We start from the raw sequence: 14681 nt of genomic DNA on the forward strand, positions 1-14681 counted from the left end.
GAGTTGATCGCAGCGACAATGTGGCACTGCACCACCAAATGGTAATTCTTTTTCGCATTGCGGCGCTGCGGCGTGCGCATGTAGTTCGCACACACGTGTCACATTCTCATTTCAATTTTTCATTTTGTTTTTTTGACGTTCGCAAAATACGCTTTGCTGCGCACGTTTGAAGCAAGCAGCGAACGCAGCACGCGACTGCTCGCGTGCATGCTCAAAAAATTATCGCGCCCGCGATCATCAAAACGGCATGTCGCCGACAAACAGCGCAAGCACGACCATCGCGCCGCGTCGAATCAATGATTCGCAGACATGAAAAGTGTTTCAACAGATTTAATATCCAGCGAGCGACGAGCCCTTCACGAAGTGTAGGGGGGCCGAGAGCGACGCTCTCACCGTCCACGAGCAGGACTTTCCTCAGGCACCAGGCCTTCGATGCCCCCGGATGGAGATCACCTGGTCACCGGTTCGCTGGCGCGTCCGATGCTCTGATATAGAAAGCCGCGCTTTGTCAGCTCTTCCGACGTGTAGACATTGCGGAGATCGACCACGACAGGACAAGCCATCTCGCGCTTCAGGCGGTCGAGATCGAGCGCCCTGAATTGCTCCCACTCGGTCACAATGACCAGCGCATCGGCCCCATCAGCGCATCGATAAGCATCCTCGCAATACTGGATATCCGGCATCTCGACGCGAGCCTGATCCATCCCGACGGGATCGAACGCGCGAACTGTCGCTCCCATATCCTGCAAGGCAGTAATCAGCGGAATCGACGGCGCTTCACGCATGTCGTCGGTATTGGGTTTGAATGTCAGCCCGAGAACAGCGATCACCTTGCCCCGAAGATTGCCGCCGAAAGGTGCAGCCACCTTGCGGGCCATCGCGCGTTTACGCGTATCGTTGACGGAGTTGACCGCTTCCACGATCCGCAACGGAGCGTCGTAATCCTGAGCCGTCTTGATCAGCGCGCGGGTATCCTTGGGGAAGCAGGAGCCGCCAAACCCCGGACCGGCATGGAGAAATTTCGATCCGATTCGATTGTCGAGGCCGATTCCGCGAGCGATTTCCTGCACGTCCGCGCCGACTTTTTCGGCCAGGTCAGCAATTTCGTTGATGAATGTGATCTTGGTGGCCAGGAAGGCATTGGCTGCATATTTGATCAGCTCGGCGGTGCGGCGCCCGGTGTACATGACCGGAGCCTGATTGAGATACAGCGGCCGATAGATCTCACCGATCACCTTGCGTGCGCGCTCGTCATCGGTGCCCACCACAATGCGATCCGGGTGCTTGAAGTCGCGAACGGCAGCGCCTTCACGCAGGAATTCGGGGTTTGAGGCGACTGCGATGTCGGCAGATGGATTGACCTGCATAAAGATGCGCTCAACTTCGTCGCCGGTGCCGACAGGCACCGTCGATTTGGTGATCACGACCGTAAAGCCCTTCACAGCAGCGGCTATTTCGCGCGAAGCCGCATAGACATAACTGAGATCAGCGTGGCCATCGCCGCGACGCGACGGTGTTCCAACGGCGATAAAGATAGCGTCCGCTTCAGCAACATGGCTCGAAAGCTCGGTCGTAAACACGAGACGCCCGGCGTGCATATTGCTTTGGACAAGACGATCCAGATCCGGCTCGAAGATCGGAATCTCGCCCCGCTTCAACGACGAGATCTTTGCCTCGTCCTTATCCACACATGTAACGTGATGCCCAAAATCTGCAAAGCAAGCGCCCGAAACCAAACCAACATAACCTGTTCCAACGACAACTATGCGCATGAATTGAGCACCTTCCTGATCGATATCAGATGTTTCGTCCGACGCATGACCCAACCAGAAGATTAAATCAATGCAAGAGACGGGTCAAAATTCGCAACCTCTCGTCAAAGACGATCATGATGAGCGACGTGCGACACAATCGATGTTCTCATCGACCGCAAACGACATGTTGTTATGGCGAGAGAACGTTGAAACATTTTTTTGCAGCATTTCATATTCGCGACATACGCCGACTGCCTGACTGACTTGCGTCACGAACACGTCCTCACGCGACGCATCAACGTTTTCACGCGATGCATTGGCGCGCGCCCTCACATGCATGAAGGCACGACGCCCAACTGTGGCAAGGATCGATCAGGTCGCGATCGTTTCCAGGAGCAACATCGATTCCGGAACTTGAGATGCAACATGCAACATTGAGTCCAGAGACATCGCGTGCACGCCAACCACGATCCGGATGAGCGACGGTCCCCATCAATGCGAGTGGTAGAGTGATGCTCAGCCTGATCGTGGTTGCCACGATCCGTCGCTTTCGAACAGCCTCAGTGACAATCTGTAAAGGATTGATCTTAAATTCTTTTTAGCTTTTCAGGGGCATTCTCCCGGCAGTTCCCGGGGGCTCGGAAGATGGTTGTTCTGGCGATTTGCAGCGGCTTGATCGGAGCGCTTGCTGGCATGCGCTTCAGGGTTTTTATCCTGTTTCCGATCATTTTCGTCGGCTCTGTGGCCCTGGCCACCCTCACCGCCAGCTGGTCCGAGACAACGCTGGCCATCGTGGTGTTCGCATCATCGCTGCAGCTCGGCTATGTCTGCACCCTGCTCCTGAGGCCGACCCTCGTGTCACTTGGCGGCGGTGTCCGCTTGCCCTTCCTGGGCAGCCCCACCCTTCGCTGATCGACACAAGGCGCGAGGCGACCGAATTCCCGCGCACTTGGCGGTCAGGCTATGCCAAAATCATGGCATTGGCGGGCAATCATGGCAACCGGACTGGCCATGCCGCGGCTCAAGACCCTCGCAGTTGAAACACTTCGTCGTTAGACTACAAGCGCCGGACTGCCTTTAAAGGACCGGGTTTCTCAGGCCGTTGGTCCTTATCATTTGGGCCCGCCTGTCGAGAATCCATCTCTCAATGCTGTCGATCCTGCGACCACGCAAACCAACGACCAAGCCAAGCTTGCCGGACGGCGTCCGAATCTACGCACTCAGCGATATCCACGGCTGCGCCGATCTGCTCGCGGAGATGCTGGCGGTGATCGATGCCGACATGGCCCACAGCCCCCCTCATCACGCAATTGAAGTTTTCCTCGGCGACTATATCGACCGCGGCCCCGACTCCCGTGCGACGCTCGATCTTCTGATCAAGCGAAGCCGCCATAGAAATACTGTGCTCCTGCGCGGCAACCATGAAGCTTTCCTGATGGATGTCATCCGCGATCCCTCCCGCCTCGGCGACTGGCTTCGCGTCGGCGGGCAGCAAACCCTGACATCCTACGGCTTGACGCCGACACTCAGCCCGGATCCCCAGGAACAAGCGATACTTGTGAGGCAGTTGGTCTCCAGCATGCCACCGGATCACCTGACTTTTTTGAAACGCCTGCGCCTGACATTCACCTGCGGCGACTTTTTCTTCACCCATGCCGGCGTGCGGCCCGGCGTCCCGATAACCGAACAACAGGAAGCAGATCTGCTGTGGATCCGCGATGAGTTTCTCCACAGCCAGGAGGATTTCGGGAAATACGTCGTGCACGGCCACACACCGGTGCGCGCGCCGGAAATCCTGGTCAATCGCGCCAACATCGATACCGGGGCTTACGCAACCGGCAACCTGACCCTGCTCTCGATCCAGGGAACGCGCCTGCTCGCGGTCTGACGGCCTGCCGGTCGGCGACTTTACAGGTACCCCTCCCCGGCCTCTTGCGCAAAGCGTCCGGGATCGCCTTCCCAGACAATTCTCGCATGCTCGAGCACGTAGACCCGGTCGGCATGAGGAAGCGCGAAGGTCACGTTCTGCTCGCCGAGCAACACGGTGATCGGCGTGGTCTGGCGCAGTTTGGTCAGCGCCTTTGACAGCTGCTCCAGGATGACCGGCGCAAGTCCGAGCGTCGGCTCGTCGAGAATGAGAATTTTGGGCTGCATCATCAATGCGCGCCCGATCGCCAGCATCTGCTGTTCGCCACCGGACAGCGTCTGCGCCATCTGGCCCTGGCGCTCCTTCAAGATCGGAAACAGCTCGAACAGCCATTCCAGCTGACGCTTGCGTCCAGCATCGTCGAGATGCTGACCGCCGAGATCCAGGTTCTCGCGAACCGTCATCTCGCCGAACAATTCGCGGGTTTCCGGACAATGCACAATGCCGCTGCGCGCGATCTTGGCCGGCGTCGTTCCGCGCAGTCGTTCACCGTCGCGCACGATATCGCCGGTGTAAGGCAGCAGCCCCGAGATGGTGTTGAACAGCGTCGTCTTGCCGGCGCCGTTGAGGCCGACGACGGAGACAAACTCGCCCTGATGGACATGGATGGAGACGCCCTGCAACGCCTGCGCCTTGCCATAATTGACGCTGACGTTCTCGACCTGAAGCAGCGGCACCTTGTCGGTGAAGCTCGCTTCGGGGCGTGCGGAGGTTTCGATCGCGCCACCGAGATAGACCCGGCGCACGGTTTCGTTGCGCATCACCTCATCCGCACGGCCGGTGACGATCTCTTCGCCGAGATACATCGCCAGCACCCGGTCGACCAGCGCCGCAACGCTCTTGACGTTGTGGTCGACCAGCAACACCGCACGCCCCTCATCGCGAAAGCTGCGGATCAATTCGGAGAATGTTCCGACTTCGGCAAGCGTCAATCCCGCGAACGGCTCGTCGACCAGCACCACCTTGGGATCGCGCGCGATCGCCTTGGCCAGTTCAAGCCGGCGCAGGTCCGCGAACGGCAGCGTCGGTGGTCGACGGTCCATCACGGCGGCAAGGCCGACGCGCTCCGCAATCCATTTCGCACGATCGATCAGCACGCGATCGGTAAACAGCTTGAACAGGCTGTCCGGCAGCAGCGCCACCATGATGTTTTCCAGCACGGTCTGGCGATTTAGCGGACGTGAATGCTGGAACACCATGCCGAAACCGCGCCGCGCGATCTGGTGCGCCGGGAGCCCCGCAATGTTCTCGCCCTGGAAAGAAACCGTGCCGGCGGTGGGCCGCTCGATCCCCATGATCGATTTCATGGCGGTGGATTTGCCGGATCCGTTGGGGCCGATCAGGCCGAGGATCTCTCCACCATGGAGGGCGAGGTTGAGGTTCTTGACCGCGGTCAGGCCACCGAATCGCTTGGTCAGGCCACGAACATCGAGGGTCGGTTGATTGTCAGCGCTGTTCACGATCGCGCCCCTCGCGACAAGGCATATCCGAGGAAGCCATTGGGGATGAACAGAATGGCGAGCAGCGCCACGGTCGAAACGATGAAAGTGGCGAGTTCACCGGTCGGACGCAGAAACTCGCCGGCGACGATCAGGAAGATCGCTCCGAGCGCCGCGCCCAGCACGGTCCGCCGCCCGCCAAGCACCGCCGCCACGATCACCTGAACGCCAACGGCCACATCAACCACGGTGCCAACCGACGCGGTGCCGAAATAGAACACCAGCAGGGCACCAGACAGGCCGGAAAAGAATGCACTGACGACGAACGCTGCGAGCTTGTGTTTGACGATATTGAACCCAAGCGCACCGGCCTGGATCGGATCCTGTCCGCTGGCCTGCAGAATGAGCCCGACGGGAGATTGCGACAAGCCATAGAGGATCGCAGCGCTGATCGCCATGAAGCCGAGCGCAATCCAGTAGTTGATGTTGGCACTGATGGTGATCACATCGGGGATGGTCAGACCGATCTCGCCGCCGGTCAGATCGGCAAACACGACAACGAAATTCTGCAGCATCAGGACTGCAACGAGCGTGGTCAGTCCGAAATATGGACCGCGAACCCGCAACGCCGGCAGTGCCAGGATCAGTCCCGCCAGCACCGATGCGGTCGCCCCGGCCACGATGCAGAGATAGACCGACAGCCCATACTGATTGTTCAGGATTCCAGCGGTGTAGGCGCCAACGCCGATCAGGAAGGTGGGACCGAAATTGACCTCGCCGGCAAAACCGAACAGCAGGTCCCATGCCATGGCAAACACGCCGAAATAGTAGGCGACCGTCAGCAACCCGAGAATGTAACCGGAAACGTACAGCGGCAGCGTCGCCGCCACCACGACCACGGCAAGCCCGATCCACAACAGCCGCGATTTGAAGATATCGCCCATCCTCACCGCCTCCCGAGCAGGCCTTGCGGCCGGATGTACATGACGATGACCAGCAGCAGCAGTGCCGGAATCGTTCGGTAGGCTGGTGAAACGACATAGGCGGTGAATGTCTCGAGATATCCGACCACAAAGGCCGCGATCAGGGACCCCGAAACGCTGCCTAGACCGCCCAGCACGACAATGGAGAACGCGCTCGCCGTGAGCGGGCCGACGCTGTAGGAGCTGACGCCGAGAAACATGCCGAGCAGCACGCCGGCAATGCCGGCGAGAATGCCGTAAATGCTCCACACCACGATGTAGACGTTGGTCAGTTCAAAACCGAGCAACGTCACGCCACGCGGATTCATCGAGGCTGCGAGCACAACCTTGCCGGTCCGAGTGCGATTGACCAGCAGCCACAGAAGCCCGATGACGAGGCAGCACACCAGTGCCGTGAAGATCTCGTTGCGCGGCGTGCGGACGCCGAAGATGCTGATGACGCCCTCTACGATCGGCAGCACGGTCTTGGCATTGTTGGTGAAGAAATAAGCAATCAGCTCCTGGATCATGATGCCCCACAGCAATGTGCCTGTGAGGACGAAGATCTCTTTTTCTTCGTTCGGAATCCGAACCGAGCGCTGGATCGGCTGGACCACCGCAAAATAGGTCGCAAGCGCGGCGACCAATGCGATCGCGACGCCGACCAACGCCCCGGCGTAGGTATTGAGATGCAGCACACTGGCCGCAGCCCAGGCTCCGACCGCCGCCAACACCATGATGGCGCCGTGCGACAGGTTGAGTACACCGGACACGCCGAAGATCAGGGTGAAGCCGGTGGCACCCAGCGCATACAATGCGCTGATGGCGAAACCGTCGATCAGGATTTGCAGAACAAGCATCAGGGATCGCTGCGGCAGCGGAAGCCGTCACTGGAGGAAAGCAACACACGAATATGCTCCCGGAGCGGGTCCGGGAGCACGATCGCCACAACAATCAGTTGGTTGTCAACTTGATGAAGCTCGGAAACTTGAGCTGGCCCTGGGCAATTTCCTTCGGCCAGACGCTGACCTGCTTGCCATTTTGCCACTGCAACATCAGGCCGGTGATCAGGCCTTTGCCGTACTTGATCGAGTGCGTGAACTGGTCGTCCTTGCCGTAAAACTGGATGCGGCCGATGGTGCCCTCCCAGTCGGTCTTTTCCAGCGCATCGACCATCTTGTCCGCGTCGGTCGAGCCCGCGCGTTTTACCGCGTCCGCGATGAAATAGACTTCGTCATAGGCGGTATAACCGGCATAGGACGGATAGTTGCCGAACTTCTTGTTGAAGGCTTCCGCGAAGGGAACAGACTTCGGCGTCACCGCGACGGCGGGGCCGGATACGCCCTGATAGAGCACGCCTTCCGCGGCATCATTGGTGTCCTTGCCGAAGGTGCTGTTGGTGGCCTGCGAACTGATGCCCAGCATCGGGATCGGCACTTGCTGATTTTTCCATTGCACCGTCGGCTGCACCCCGACATGGGAAATGCCGGTGATGATCACGTCGGGCTTAGCGCCTTCGATCTTGTTGAAGATCGGGGTGAAATCCGTGGTATCCGGCGAGAACCGGATGTGATCCAGCACCTTGAGTCCGATCTTGGGAAGGCATTCTTCGTAGCCGACGTCCAGCGGTTTGGTCCATGCAGCGTCTTCGCTCATGATCACCGCGGTCTTCATCTTCTTCTCGTCAACCAGCAGGTCCTTGGCGGCATCGCACACCGACAAGGCAAGTGCCGCCGACGTCAGATAGCCGTGGAAGGTGTACTTGTTCTTCTCGTAATCCTTGTGGACGCTGAGGCTGATCTCGTTCGAGGCGGCGCCAGGCGTGATGAACGGCGTCTTCAGCCGGGAGGCCCAGGGCTCCAGTGCCAACACCACTTCGCTGATGTAACTGGCGATGACCGCATTGACCTTGTCTTCATTGACGGCGCGCTGGAAGGCGCGAACCGAGTCCGCGGACGAACTGTGATTGTCGTAGGTCACGATCTCGATCTTGCGCCCGTCGATGCCGCCCTTGGCGTTGATTTCATCGGCAGCCAGCTGCGCGGCCTGCGGGATCGATGCGCCGGCGATCGCCTGGGCTTCCGCAATCACCCCGATCTTGATCGGATCGGCAGCAAGGGCCTGCCCCGACGCCATCACCGACAGCCCCAAAGACAAGCCAGCGGCGGTAGCGAGAAATGTGGCACGCAATGATTTTCTGGGAATATGAGAGCCTATATCGTCCATGATCGTTTCCTCTCCGTGAAACAAGGCTTGTTTGATCAGCCCTTTAGGTGAAGGCACTGTAGCGGCGACGATGATCCCGGCAAGCGGAACCAAGGCGACGTCCTTCACGATCACGAATGTTTCCCGATGCACGAGACGCGGCTATTACCCGTTGGTTGATGTCCGTTTTGGAACTTGGTGGCGCATTGCACTGACGCTGTCAGCGAACCGGGAGCACCTTTGCTGCGGAGATCGGCCTTGCCCTTAAGGCTTCGACGATGTCTCGCGGACAAACCCTGGAGATGGCGGCGAGTGACAGCTTTGCGACCATCCCGCCTCAGGCGATGTGATCGAGAGCACTCCACCGCGCGGGCATCAAATGAGGCATAAAGCATTGAAAAATATGTAATTTGCTTTGTCAGCCCACTCCCGTTACAACACCCGTTAAATGCATGGATGTGGCGGGACATAGAGGGAACGATGGCACACACCTTTTCGATCAACGAGGACGTCCATCACCAGTTGCAGCGCCCGCAAGGCCGTTCCGCGAACGGCGAGCGCAGCGTCTACACCATCGTCAACTGCCTGCCGATCGAGGCCGACGGCCGTATCCGCTATCGGATCAAAAGCAAGACCGAGAATTTCGAGCGCGTGGTGACCGAGGACCAGCTCAGCCGGTTCTAGGACGCGCCGACCCTATTGATCTTCGGGTGCTACGGGCTCGCATATCGCGCGAGGCCGAGATCGGACGTGTCGATGTCCGGCTCCTTGCCGCTGATGAGATCCGCAACCACGCGACCGGACCCGCACGCCATGGTCCAGCCCAGCGTGCCGTGACCGGTATTGAGCACCAGATTGCTGATGCGGGTGCGGCACACAACCGGGGTCCCGTCAGGCGTCATCGGCCGCAGCCCCGACCAGAATGTTGCTGCGCCGAGATTGCCGCTGGACGGAAAAAGATCGTTGACCGATTGCTCCAGCGTCGCACGGCGGGCCAGCGGCAGGTCGTTGTTGAAGCCGGAGACTTCGGCCATGCCGCCGACCCTGATCCGGTCGCCCAGCCGCGTGATCGCCACCTTGTAAGTTTCGTCCATCACCGTGGAGACGGGAGCACGACCGGCATCGGTGATCGGCACAGTGATCGAGTAGCCCTTCACCGGATAGACCGGCACACTGAGGCCCAGGGACTTCACCATCGGTGGCGTGAAACTGCCGAGCGCCACCACGTAAGCGTCGGCGACGACCTCGCCTGCGCTGGTGCGGACACGGGCGACGGTTGACCCGCTGAGCTCAATGTCCTGGATCCTGACGCCGTATCGGAATTTAACTCCGAGCGTTGTGGCAAGCTCCGCCAGCCGCGTCGTGAACTTGTAGCAGTCCCCGGTCTCATCATCGGGAAGCCGCAGGCCGCCCGCGATCAGCCCACGGACGTGGGTTAGCGCCGGTTCGGCCCCGATGCATCCTGTGGGATCGAGGACCTCGAAGCGGACACCGTCGCGGCGCAGCACTTCGATATCTTTGGCCGCAGCATCGACCTGCTTCTGGGTGCGAAACAGCTGCAGGGTGCCCTGCTGTCTTTCATCATACGTGATGCCGGTATCCGCCCGCAGTGCGATCAGCCGTTCCCTGCTGTATTCCGCGAGCCGCATCATGCGCCGCTTGTTGACCGCATAACGCTCGGCGGTGCAGTTGAGCAATGTCCGCAGCAGCCACGCCACCATCGCTGCGTCCGGCTTCGGCCGCAGAATCAAGGGCGCATGCTTCATGAACAGCCACTTCAGCGCCTTGTGCGGAATGTCGGGCGCGGCCCAGGGCGACGCATAGCCCGGCGAAATTTCCCCGGCATTGCCAAAACTGGTTTCCAGGGCAGCACCGGGCTGCCGGTCCAGCACCGTCACCTCGTGACCGGTCTTGGCGAGATAGTAGGCAGACGTCACGCCAATGACGCCACTGCCGAGAACCGCAACTTTCATCATGCCCCCGATCGAGGAGAATTGAGAGCATCTTCCGTTTCGATGGAATCGGAACGGAGGCTCAGCCTTGTTTCAACGCGCTGTCTTCGGGCGAAGCCCGTATCCTTCAGTCCGCCGTCGCGCGGGCGAACTCCACATAGATCTCGCGCAGGCGGCGCGCGATCGGGCCCGGCGTGCCGGAGGCGATGGTTTGACCATCCAGTTTCACCACCGGCTGCACGAAGCTCGATGCACTGGTGATGAAGGCCTCCTTGGCGGCCAGCGCTTCGGCCACCGTGAACGGGCGTTCCTCGATCCGGATCTGCCTCTCTTCGGCCAACGCCATCACCGCCTTGCGGGTGCACCCCGGCAGGATCGAGTTGGAATTCTGTCGCGTCACCAGCACATCGTCTTGCGTCAGGATGAAAGCGGACGACGAACCGCCTTCGGTCACCGCGCCGTCTTCGATCATCCACGCTTCCTGGCAGCCAGCCTCCGCCGCAGCCTGCTTGGCCAGCACCTGCGCCAGCAGCGCCACGCTCTTGATATCACGCCGGGCCCAGCGGATATCAGGCACGGTCTTGACCGCAATGCCGGTCTTCGCCGCCGCCGCATTGACGATGTCCTTCACCATGGTGAACATCACCAGCGTCGGCTTGACGCCCTTGGGAAACACGAAGTCGCGTTCAGCCGCACCACGTGTCACCTGGATGTAGACCAGTCCATCGACAAGATCGTTTTGAGCAATCAGCTGCTTCTGGATCTCCTTGATCCGCGGCAGCGTCTCGGGCAACGGCAGATCGATCTCGCCCACCGAGCGCTGCAGCCGCGCCAGATGCGCGTCATTGTCGATCAGGCGACCGTCGAGCACCGCCGACACCTCGTAAATGCCGTCGGCGAACAGGAAGCCGCGATCGAGCACGGACACCCGCGCCTCCTCCAACGGACCGAACCAACCGTTGACATAAGCAATACGACTCACAACGACGTCTCCTCGATGATAGATCGGCCCGGACAACCGGACCGGCAGATGGATTTCAATGCGACAGGATCTTGGCCAGAAAGCTCTGGGCACGATCGCTGCGCGGACTTCCGAAGAACTCTTCCTTGAGCGCGTCTTCGACGATTTCGCCCTTGTCCATGAACACGACACGGTTGGCGACCTTGCGGGCGAACCCCATTTCGTGGGTGACGACCATCATGGTCATGCCCTCTTTGGCCAGCGCAACCATGACGTCAAGCACCTCGCTGATCATTTCCGGATCGAGCGCGGATGTCGGCTCGTCGAACAGCATGGCTATCGGATCCATCGCCAGGGCCCGCGCGATGGCGACGCGCTGCTGCTGACCGCCCGACAATTCGGCCGGAAACTTGCGGGCGTGATCCTTCAATCCGACGCGATCGAGCAGCTTTGAGCTCTTCGCCAGCGCTTCCTCGTGCTTTCGCCCCAGCACTTTTTCCTGCGCCAGGCAAAGGTTCTCGATGATCCGCAGATGCGGAAACAGCTCGAAGTGCTGAAACACCATGCCGACCCGCGCGCGCAGCTTGGGCAGATTGGTCGCCGGATCATTCACCTTGATGCCATCGAGAACGATATTGCCTTCCTGGAACGGCTCCAGCGCATTCACGCATTTGATCAGCGTGGATTTGCCGGACCCGGACGGACCGCAGACCACGACCACTTCGCCCTTGGCGACGCTGGTCGTGCAATCCTTGAGGACCTGAAAACTCGGCCCATACCATTTATTCACATGACTGATTTCGATCATGACGAGAACTCGCTATCGGACAATGCTGATACGCGTCTGAAGCCGCCGGACGGCGGTGGACGCAATGAATGAAATCGTGAAGTAGACGACCGCGGCGAACAGATACATCTCGACAAGCCGGCCGTCGCGTTGCGCCACCTTGCTGGCAGCGCCGAGAAAGTCCGGAATCGAGAGCACATAAACCAGCGAAGTGTCCTGAAACAACACGATGGTTTGCGTCAGCAACAGCGGAAACATGTTGCGGAATGCCTGGGGCAGAACGACATAACGCATGGTCTGCGCGTAGGTCAGGCCGAGCGCCTGTGCGGCAGCGGGCTGTCCGCGGGAGATCGACTGGATTCCAGCCCGCATGATCTCGGAGAAATACGCCGCCTCGAACATGATGAAGGTGACGAGCGAGGATGTGAATGCGCCGACGCGGACCGGTCGGGACGACCCCGTCAGCCACTGGCCGATATAGGGCACCAGGAAATAGAACCAGAAGATCACCAGCACCAGCGGCAGTGATCGCATCAGGTCGACGTACAGCCCCGCGATCCGGGCCGCGAGTTTGTAGCTCGACAACCGCAGCAGCGCGATCAGCGTGCCGAAAATCAATCCGCCGAGCGCCGAGAGAGCGGTCAGCGTCAGCGTGAACGTCATGCCATCGAAAAACAGATAGCCGAGTGACCGGCGGATGACGTCAAAATCAAAGGATGCGAACATGGCCGTCACTTCCCGGTCATGTAGCCGGGGACCGCGACACTGCGCTCGACATAACGCATGGCGGTCACGACCACGATGTTGACCATGAGATAAAGCACGGTCGCCGCGGTAAACGCTTCGAACACCTGGAACGAGAACTCCTGCATGGCACGGGCCTGGGCGGTGAGCTCGATCAGGCCGATGGTGATGGCCACCGACGTGTTCTTGATTGTGTTGAGGAATTCGGATGTCAGCGGCGGCAGAATGATCCGGAACGCCATCGGCAACAGGATGTAGCGATAGGTCTGCGCCGTGGTCAGGCCGAGTGCGGTGCCGGCCATCTTCTGGCCGCGCGGCAATGAATTGATGCCGGCTCCCAATTGCACGGCGACGCGCGCCGACATGAACAGGCCGATTCCGATCACAGCGGTATAGAACGGCGCGTTTGACATCTGCTTCATCCACAGTCCCCAAGACCGCGGCAGCAGTTCCGGCAACACGAAGAACCAGAGGAACAGCTGCACCAGCAGCGGCATGTTGCGGAAAAGTTCGACATACCAGAAGCCGAACCGGTTCGCAGTCCGCGATGGCAGCGTGCGCAGCACGCCGACGATTGAGCCGACGATCAGCGCCAGAATCCAGGCGCAGATCGCGGTCTCGATGGTCAGGACAAGCCCGGAGAGCAGCATGTCGAGGTAGTTGCCGGTGCCGTTCGGCGACGGCTCCCAGAAAATGCGCCAGTTCCAGTTGTAATTCACGATGCCCTCTGCCCAATCACGTCATCGATCCGCAACAGAGCCCGCGCGATGACGACGCCATCGCGCGGGCTCGCCGGCTTTTACATCGCGGTATAAGCGTCGGGCTCGGGCGAATCCGACGGCTGGGCAAATGCCTTCTTCTGCTCCGGCCCCATCGGCACGTTGAGATTCAGGCCCTTCGGCGGAATCTTCTGCATGAACCATTTGTCATACAGCTTGGCGCCTTCCGGGCTCTTGTAGAGCTCAGCGGTCGCGGCATCGACGACCTTTTTGAACGGCAGATCGTCCTTGCGAAGCATGATGCCGTAGGGCTCCGGCTTCGAGAAAGCGTCCTTCGAGATCACGTAGGCGTCGGGATCTTTCGAACCGGCGGCAAGGCTCGCCAGCAGAATGTCGTCCATCACGAACGCGACAGCGCGATCGGTCTCGACCATCAGGAACGCTTCGGCATGATCCTTGGCGGGAATGATGTTGATGCCGAGATTGCGGGCGGTATTGGCCTCGTTGAGCTGCTTGATGTTGGTCGTACCCGATGTCGACACCACTGTTTTGCCCTTGAGGTCGTCGATCGAGTTCAACTTGCTGGATTTCTTCGAAACGAACCGGCTGGCCGTGAGGTAGTGGGTGTTGGTGAAGGAGATCTGCTTCTGACGCTCGACATTATTGGTGGTCGAGCCGCACTCGAGATCGATGGTGCCGTTCGCCAGCAGCGGAATGCGCGTCGACGAGGTGACCGGATTGAGCTTCACTTCGAGCTTGTCGAGCTTCAGCTCCTTCTTCACCGCATCGACGATGCGATAACAGATGTCCATGGCGAAGCCGACCGGCTTCTGGTTGTCGTCGAGATAGGAAAACGGAATCGACGAATCGCGATAGCCGATGGTGATGGCGCCGGTTTCCTTGATGTTCTTCAGCGTTCCGGTGAGCTCTTGCGCCATGGCGGGGCCTGCGCACAGAGCGCCGGTCAGGGCAACGGCCATCATTTTTCCGATGTTTGGATTATATTTCATCTCTCTCTCCTCCTGTCAGAACTCTCAAACGATTAATGGCTTACCCGTCCAGCCGATTCGGCGATCGACTTGGCGAGCGAGTTCGCGGACGATCGCCGATGACCGGCCGCGCCGTGGTCGGCGTCCTGCTTGCATAATTCGGACCAGAACAAATCCAGTGAACGATGATCGTTGTTGCGATCCTTGAACGCGACCAGTGACAACGGCAGCGTCCACTTGTC

General features: G+C 59.7%; 15 protein-coding genes. 3 read left to right on the top strand and 12 right to left on the bottom strand.

Annotated elements, in window-relative coordinates; genetic code table 11:
* Positions 1–449 precede the first annotated feature (449 nt).
* A complete protein-coding gene (locus tag HY68_RS37410; protein WP_042001648.1) occupies positions 450–1772 on the bottom strand; it encodes a UDP-glucose/GDP-mannose dehydrogenase family protein in 1323 nt (440 codons plus the stop codon).
* Between the two features lie 627 nt (positions 1773–2399).
* Between HY68_RS37410 and HY68_RS37415 the strand changes: the two genes are divergently transcribed.
* Together HY68_RS37415 and HY68_RS37420 are read left to right on the top strand one after the other, a co-directional pair.
* Positions 2400–2666, top strand: coding sequence for a hypothetical protein (locus HY68_RS37415; RefSeq protein WP_052457559.1), 267 nt, complete (start codon positions 2400–2402; stop codon positions 2664–2666).
* Between the two features lie 235 nt (positions 2667–2901).
* Positions 2902–3642, top strand: coding sequence for a metallophosphoesterase family protein (locus HY68_RS37420; RefSeq protein ID WP_042001694.1), 741 nt, complete (start codon positions 2902–2904; stop codon positions 3640–3642).
* A 20-nt stretch (positions 3643–3662) separates the two neighbouring features.
* Here the strand turns inward: HY68_RS37420 and HY68_RS37425 are convergent, their stop codons facing one another.
* The 4 genes from HY68_RS37425 to HY68_RS37440 all read right to left on the bottom strand — a co-directional run bounded on the left by HY68_RS37425 (position 3663) and on the right by HY68_RS37440 (position 8416).
* Entirely contained in the window at positions 3663–5141 is a 1479-nt protein-coding gene (locus HY68_RS37425) for an ATP-binding cassette domain-containing protein (protein WP_078864182.1), read from the bottom strand.
* Entirely contained in the window at positions 5138–6064 is a 927-nt protein-coding gene (locus HY68_RS37430; RefSeq protein ID WP_042001654.1) for a branched-chain amino acid ABC transporter permease, read from the bottom strand. The genes HY68_RS37425 and HY68_RS37430 overlap by 4 nt, the downstream gene beginning before the upstream one ends.
* Positions 6065–6066: 2 nt before the next feature.
* Positions 6067–6942: a branched-chain amino acid ABC transporter permease gene (locus HY68_RS37435; RefSeq protein WP_042001656.1), complete on the bottom strand. Its 876-nt coding sequence runs from the start codon at positions 6940–6942 to the stop codon at positions 6067–6069.
* 94 nt (positions 6943–7036) lie between these two features.
* On the bottom strand, positions 7037–8416 hold the full coding sequence (locus tag HY68_RS37440; RefSeq protein ID WP_206742992.1) for an ABC transporter substrate-binding protein: 1380 nt from the start codon (positions 8414–8416) through the stop codon (positions 7037–7039).
* Between the two features lie 351 nt (positions 8417–8767).
* Here HY68_RS37440 and HY68_RS37445 point away from each other — a divergent pair, with 351 nt between their 5' ends.
* The gene (locus tag HY68_RS37445) at positions 8768–8971 is read left to right on the top strand and encodes a hypothetical protein (RefSeq protein WP_042001662.1); all 204 of its coding nucleotides are present in this window, start codon (positions 8768–8770) and stop codon (positions 8969–8971) included.
* Between the two features lie 29 nt (positions 8972–9000).
* Here HY68_RS37445 and HY68_RS37450 read toward each other — a convergent pair whose 3' ends face one another.
* From HY68_RS37450 to HY68_RS44590, 7 genes are all read right to left on the bottom strand, one after another.
* Positions 9001–10263 (bottom strand): D-amino acid dehydrogenase, encoded by a 1263-nt coding sequence (locus HY68_RS37450; protein ID WP_277816797.1) that lies wholly within the window; start codon positions 10261–10263, stop codon positions 9001–9003.
* Positions 10264–10366: 103 nt separating this feature from the next.
* Positions 10367–11221 (bottom strand): D-amino-acid transaminase, encoded by an 855-nt coding sequence (locus HY68_RS37455; RefSeq protein ID WP_042001665.1) that lies wholly within the window; start codon positions 11219–11221, stop codon positions 10367–10369.
* Between the two features lie 55 nt (positions 11222–11276).
* Positions 11277–12008: an amino acid ABC transporter ATP-binding protein gene (locus HY68_RS37460; protein ID WP_042001668.1), complete on the bottom strand. Its 732-nt coding sequence runs from the start codon at positions 12006–12008 to the stop codon at positions 11277–11279.
* Between the two features lie 12 nt (positions 12009–12020).
* Positions 12021–12713, bottom strand: coding sequence for an ABC transporter permease subunit (locus tag HY68_RS37465; protein ID WP_042001700.1), 693 nt, complete (start codon positions 12711–12713; stop codon positions 12021–12023).
* 5 nt (positions 12714–12718) lie between these two features.
* Positions 12719–13450 (bottom strand): amino acid ABC transporter permease, encoded by a 732-nt coding sequence (locus tag HY68_RS37470; RefSeq protein WP_042001671.1) that lies wholly within the window; start codon positions 13448–13450, stop codon positions 12719–12721.
* A gap of 80 nt (positions 13451–13530) precedes the next feature.
* Entirely contained in the window at positions 13531–14460 is a 930-nt protein-coding gene (locus HY68_RS37475) for an amino acid ABC transporter substrate-binding protein (protein ID WP_042001674.1), read from the bottom strand.
* A 32-nt stretch (positions 14461–14492) separates the two neighbouring features.
* Positions 14493–14681, bottom strand: a 189-nt coding sequence (locus HY68_RS44590; RefSeq protein WP_206742993.1) for a hypothetical protein, incomplete at its 5' end; no start/stop codon positions are given.

This window comes from Streptomyces sp. AcH 505 (assembly GCF_000818175.1).
GTDB lineage: Bacteria > Actinomycetota > Actinomycetes > Streptomycetales > Streptomycetaceae > Streptomyces.

Bases quoted from the DNA above. Each gene is read 5' to 3' on its own strand.
- HY68_RS37430 (WP_042001654.1), bottom strand. From the start codon at position 6,064: ATGGGCGATATCTTCAAATCGCGGCTGTTGTGGATCGGGCTTGCCGTG.
- HY68_RS37445 (WP_042001662.1), top strand. From the start codon at position 8,768: ATGGCACACACCTTTTCGATCAACGAGGACGTCCATCACCAGTTGCAG.
- HY68_RS37475 (WP_042001674.1), bottom strand. From the start codon at position 14,460: ATGAAATATAATCCAAACATCGGAAAAATGATGGCCGTTGCCCTGACC.
- HY68_RS37410 (WP_042001648.1), bottom strand. From the start codon at position 1,772: ATGCGCATAGTTGTCGTTGGAACAGGTTATGTTGGTTTGGTTTCGGGC.
- HY68_RS37415 (WP_052457559.1), top strand. From the start codon at position 2,400: ATGGTTGTTCTGGCGATTTGCAGCGGCTTGATCGGAGCGCTTGCTGGC.
- HY68_RS37435 (WP_042001656.1), bottom strand. From the start codon at position 6,942: ATGCTTGTTCTGCAAATCCTGATCGACGGTTTCGCCATCAGCGCATTG.
- HY68_RS37450 (WP_277816797.1), bottom strand. From the start codon at position 10,263: ATGATGAAAGTTGCGGTTCTCGGCAGTGGCGTCATTGGCGTGACGTCT.
- HY68_RS37420 (WP_042001694.1), top strand. From the start codon at position 2,902: ATGCTGTCGATCCTGCGACCACGCAAACCAACGACCAAGCCAAGCTTG.
- HY68_RS37465 (WP_042001700.1), bottom strand. From the start codon at position 12,713: ATGTTCGCATCCTTTGATTTTGACGTCATCCGCCGGTCACTCGGCTAT.
- HY68_RS37460 (WP_042001668.1), bottom strand. From the start codon at position 12,008: ATGATCGAAATCAGTCATGTGAATAAATGGTATGGGCCGAGTTTTCAG.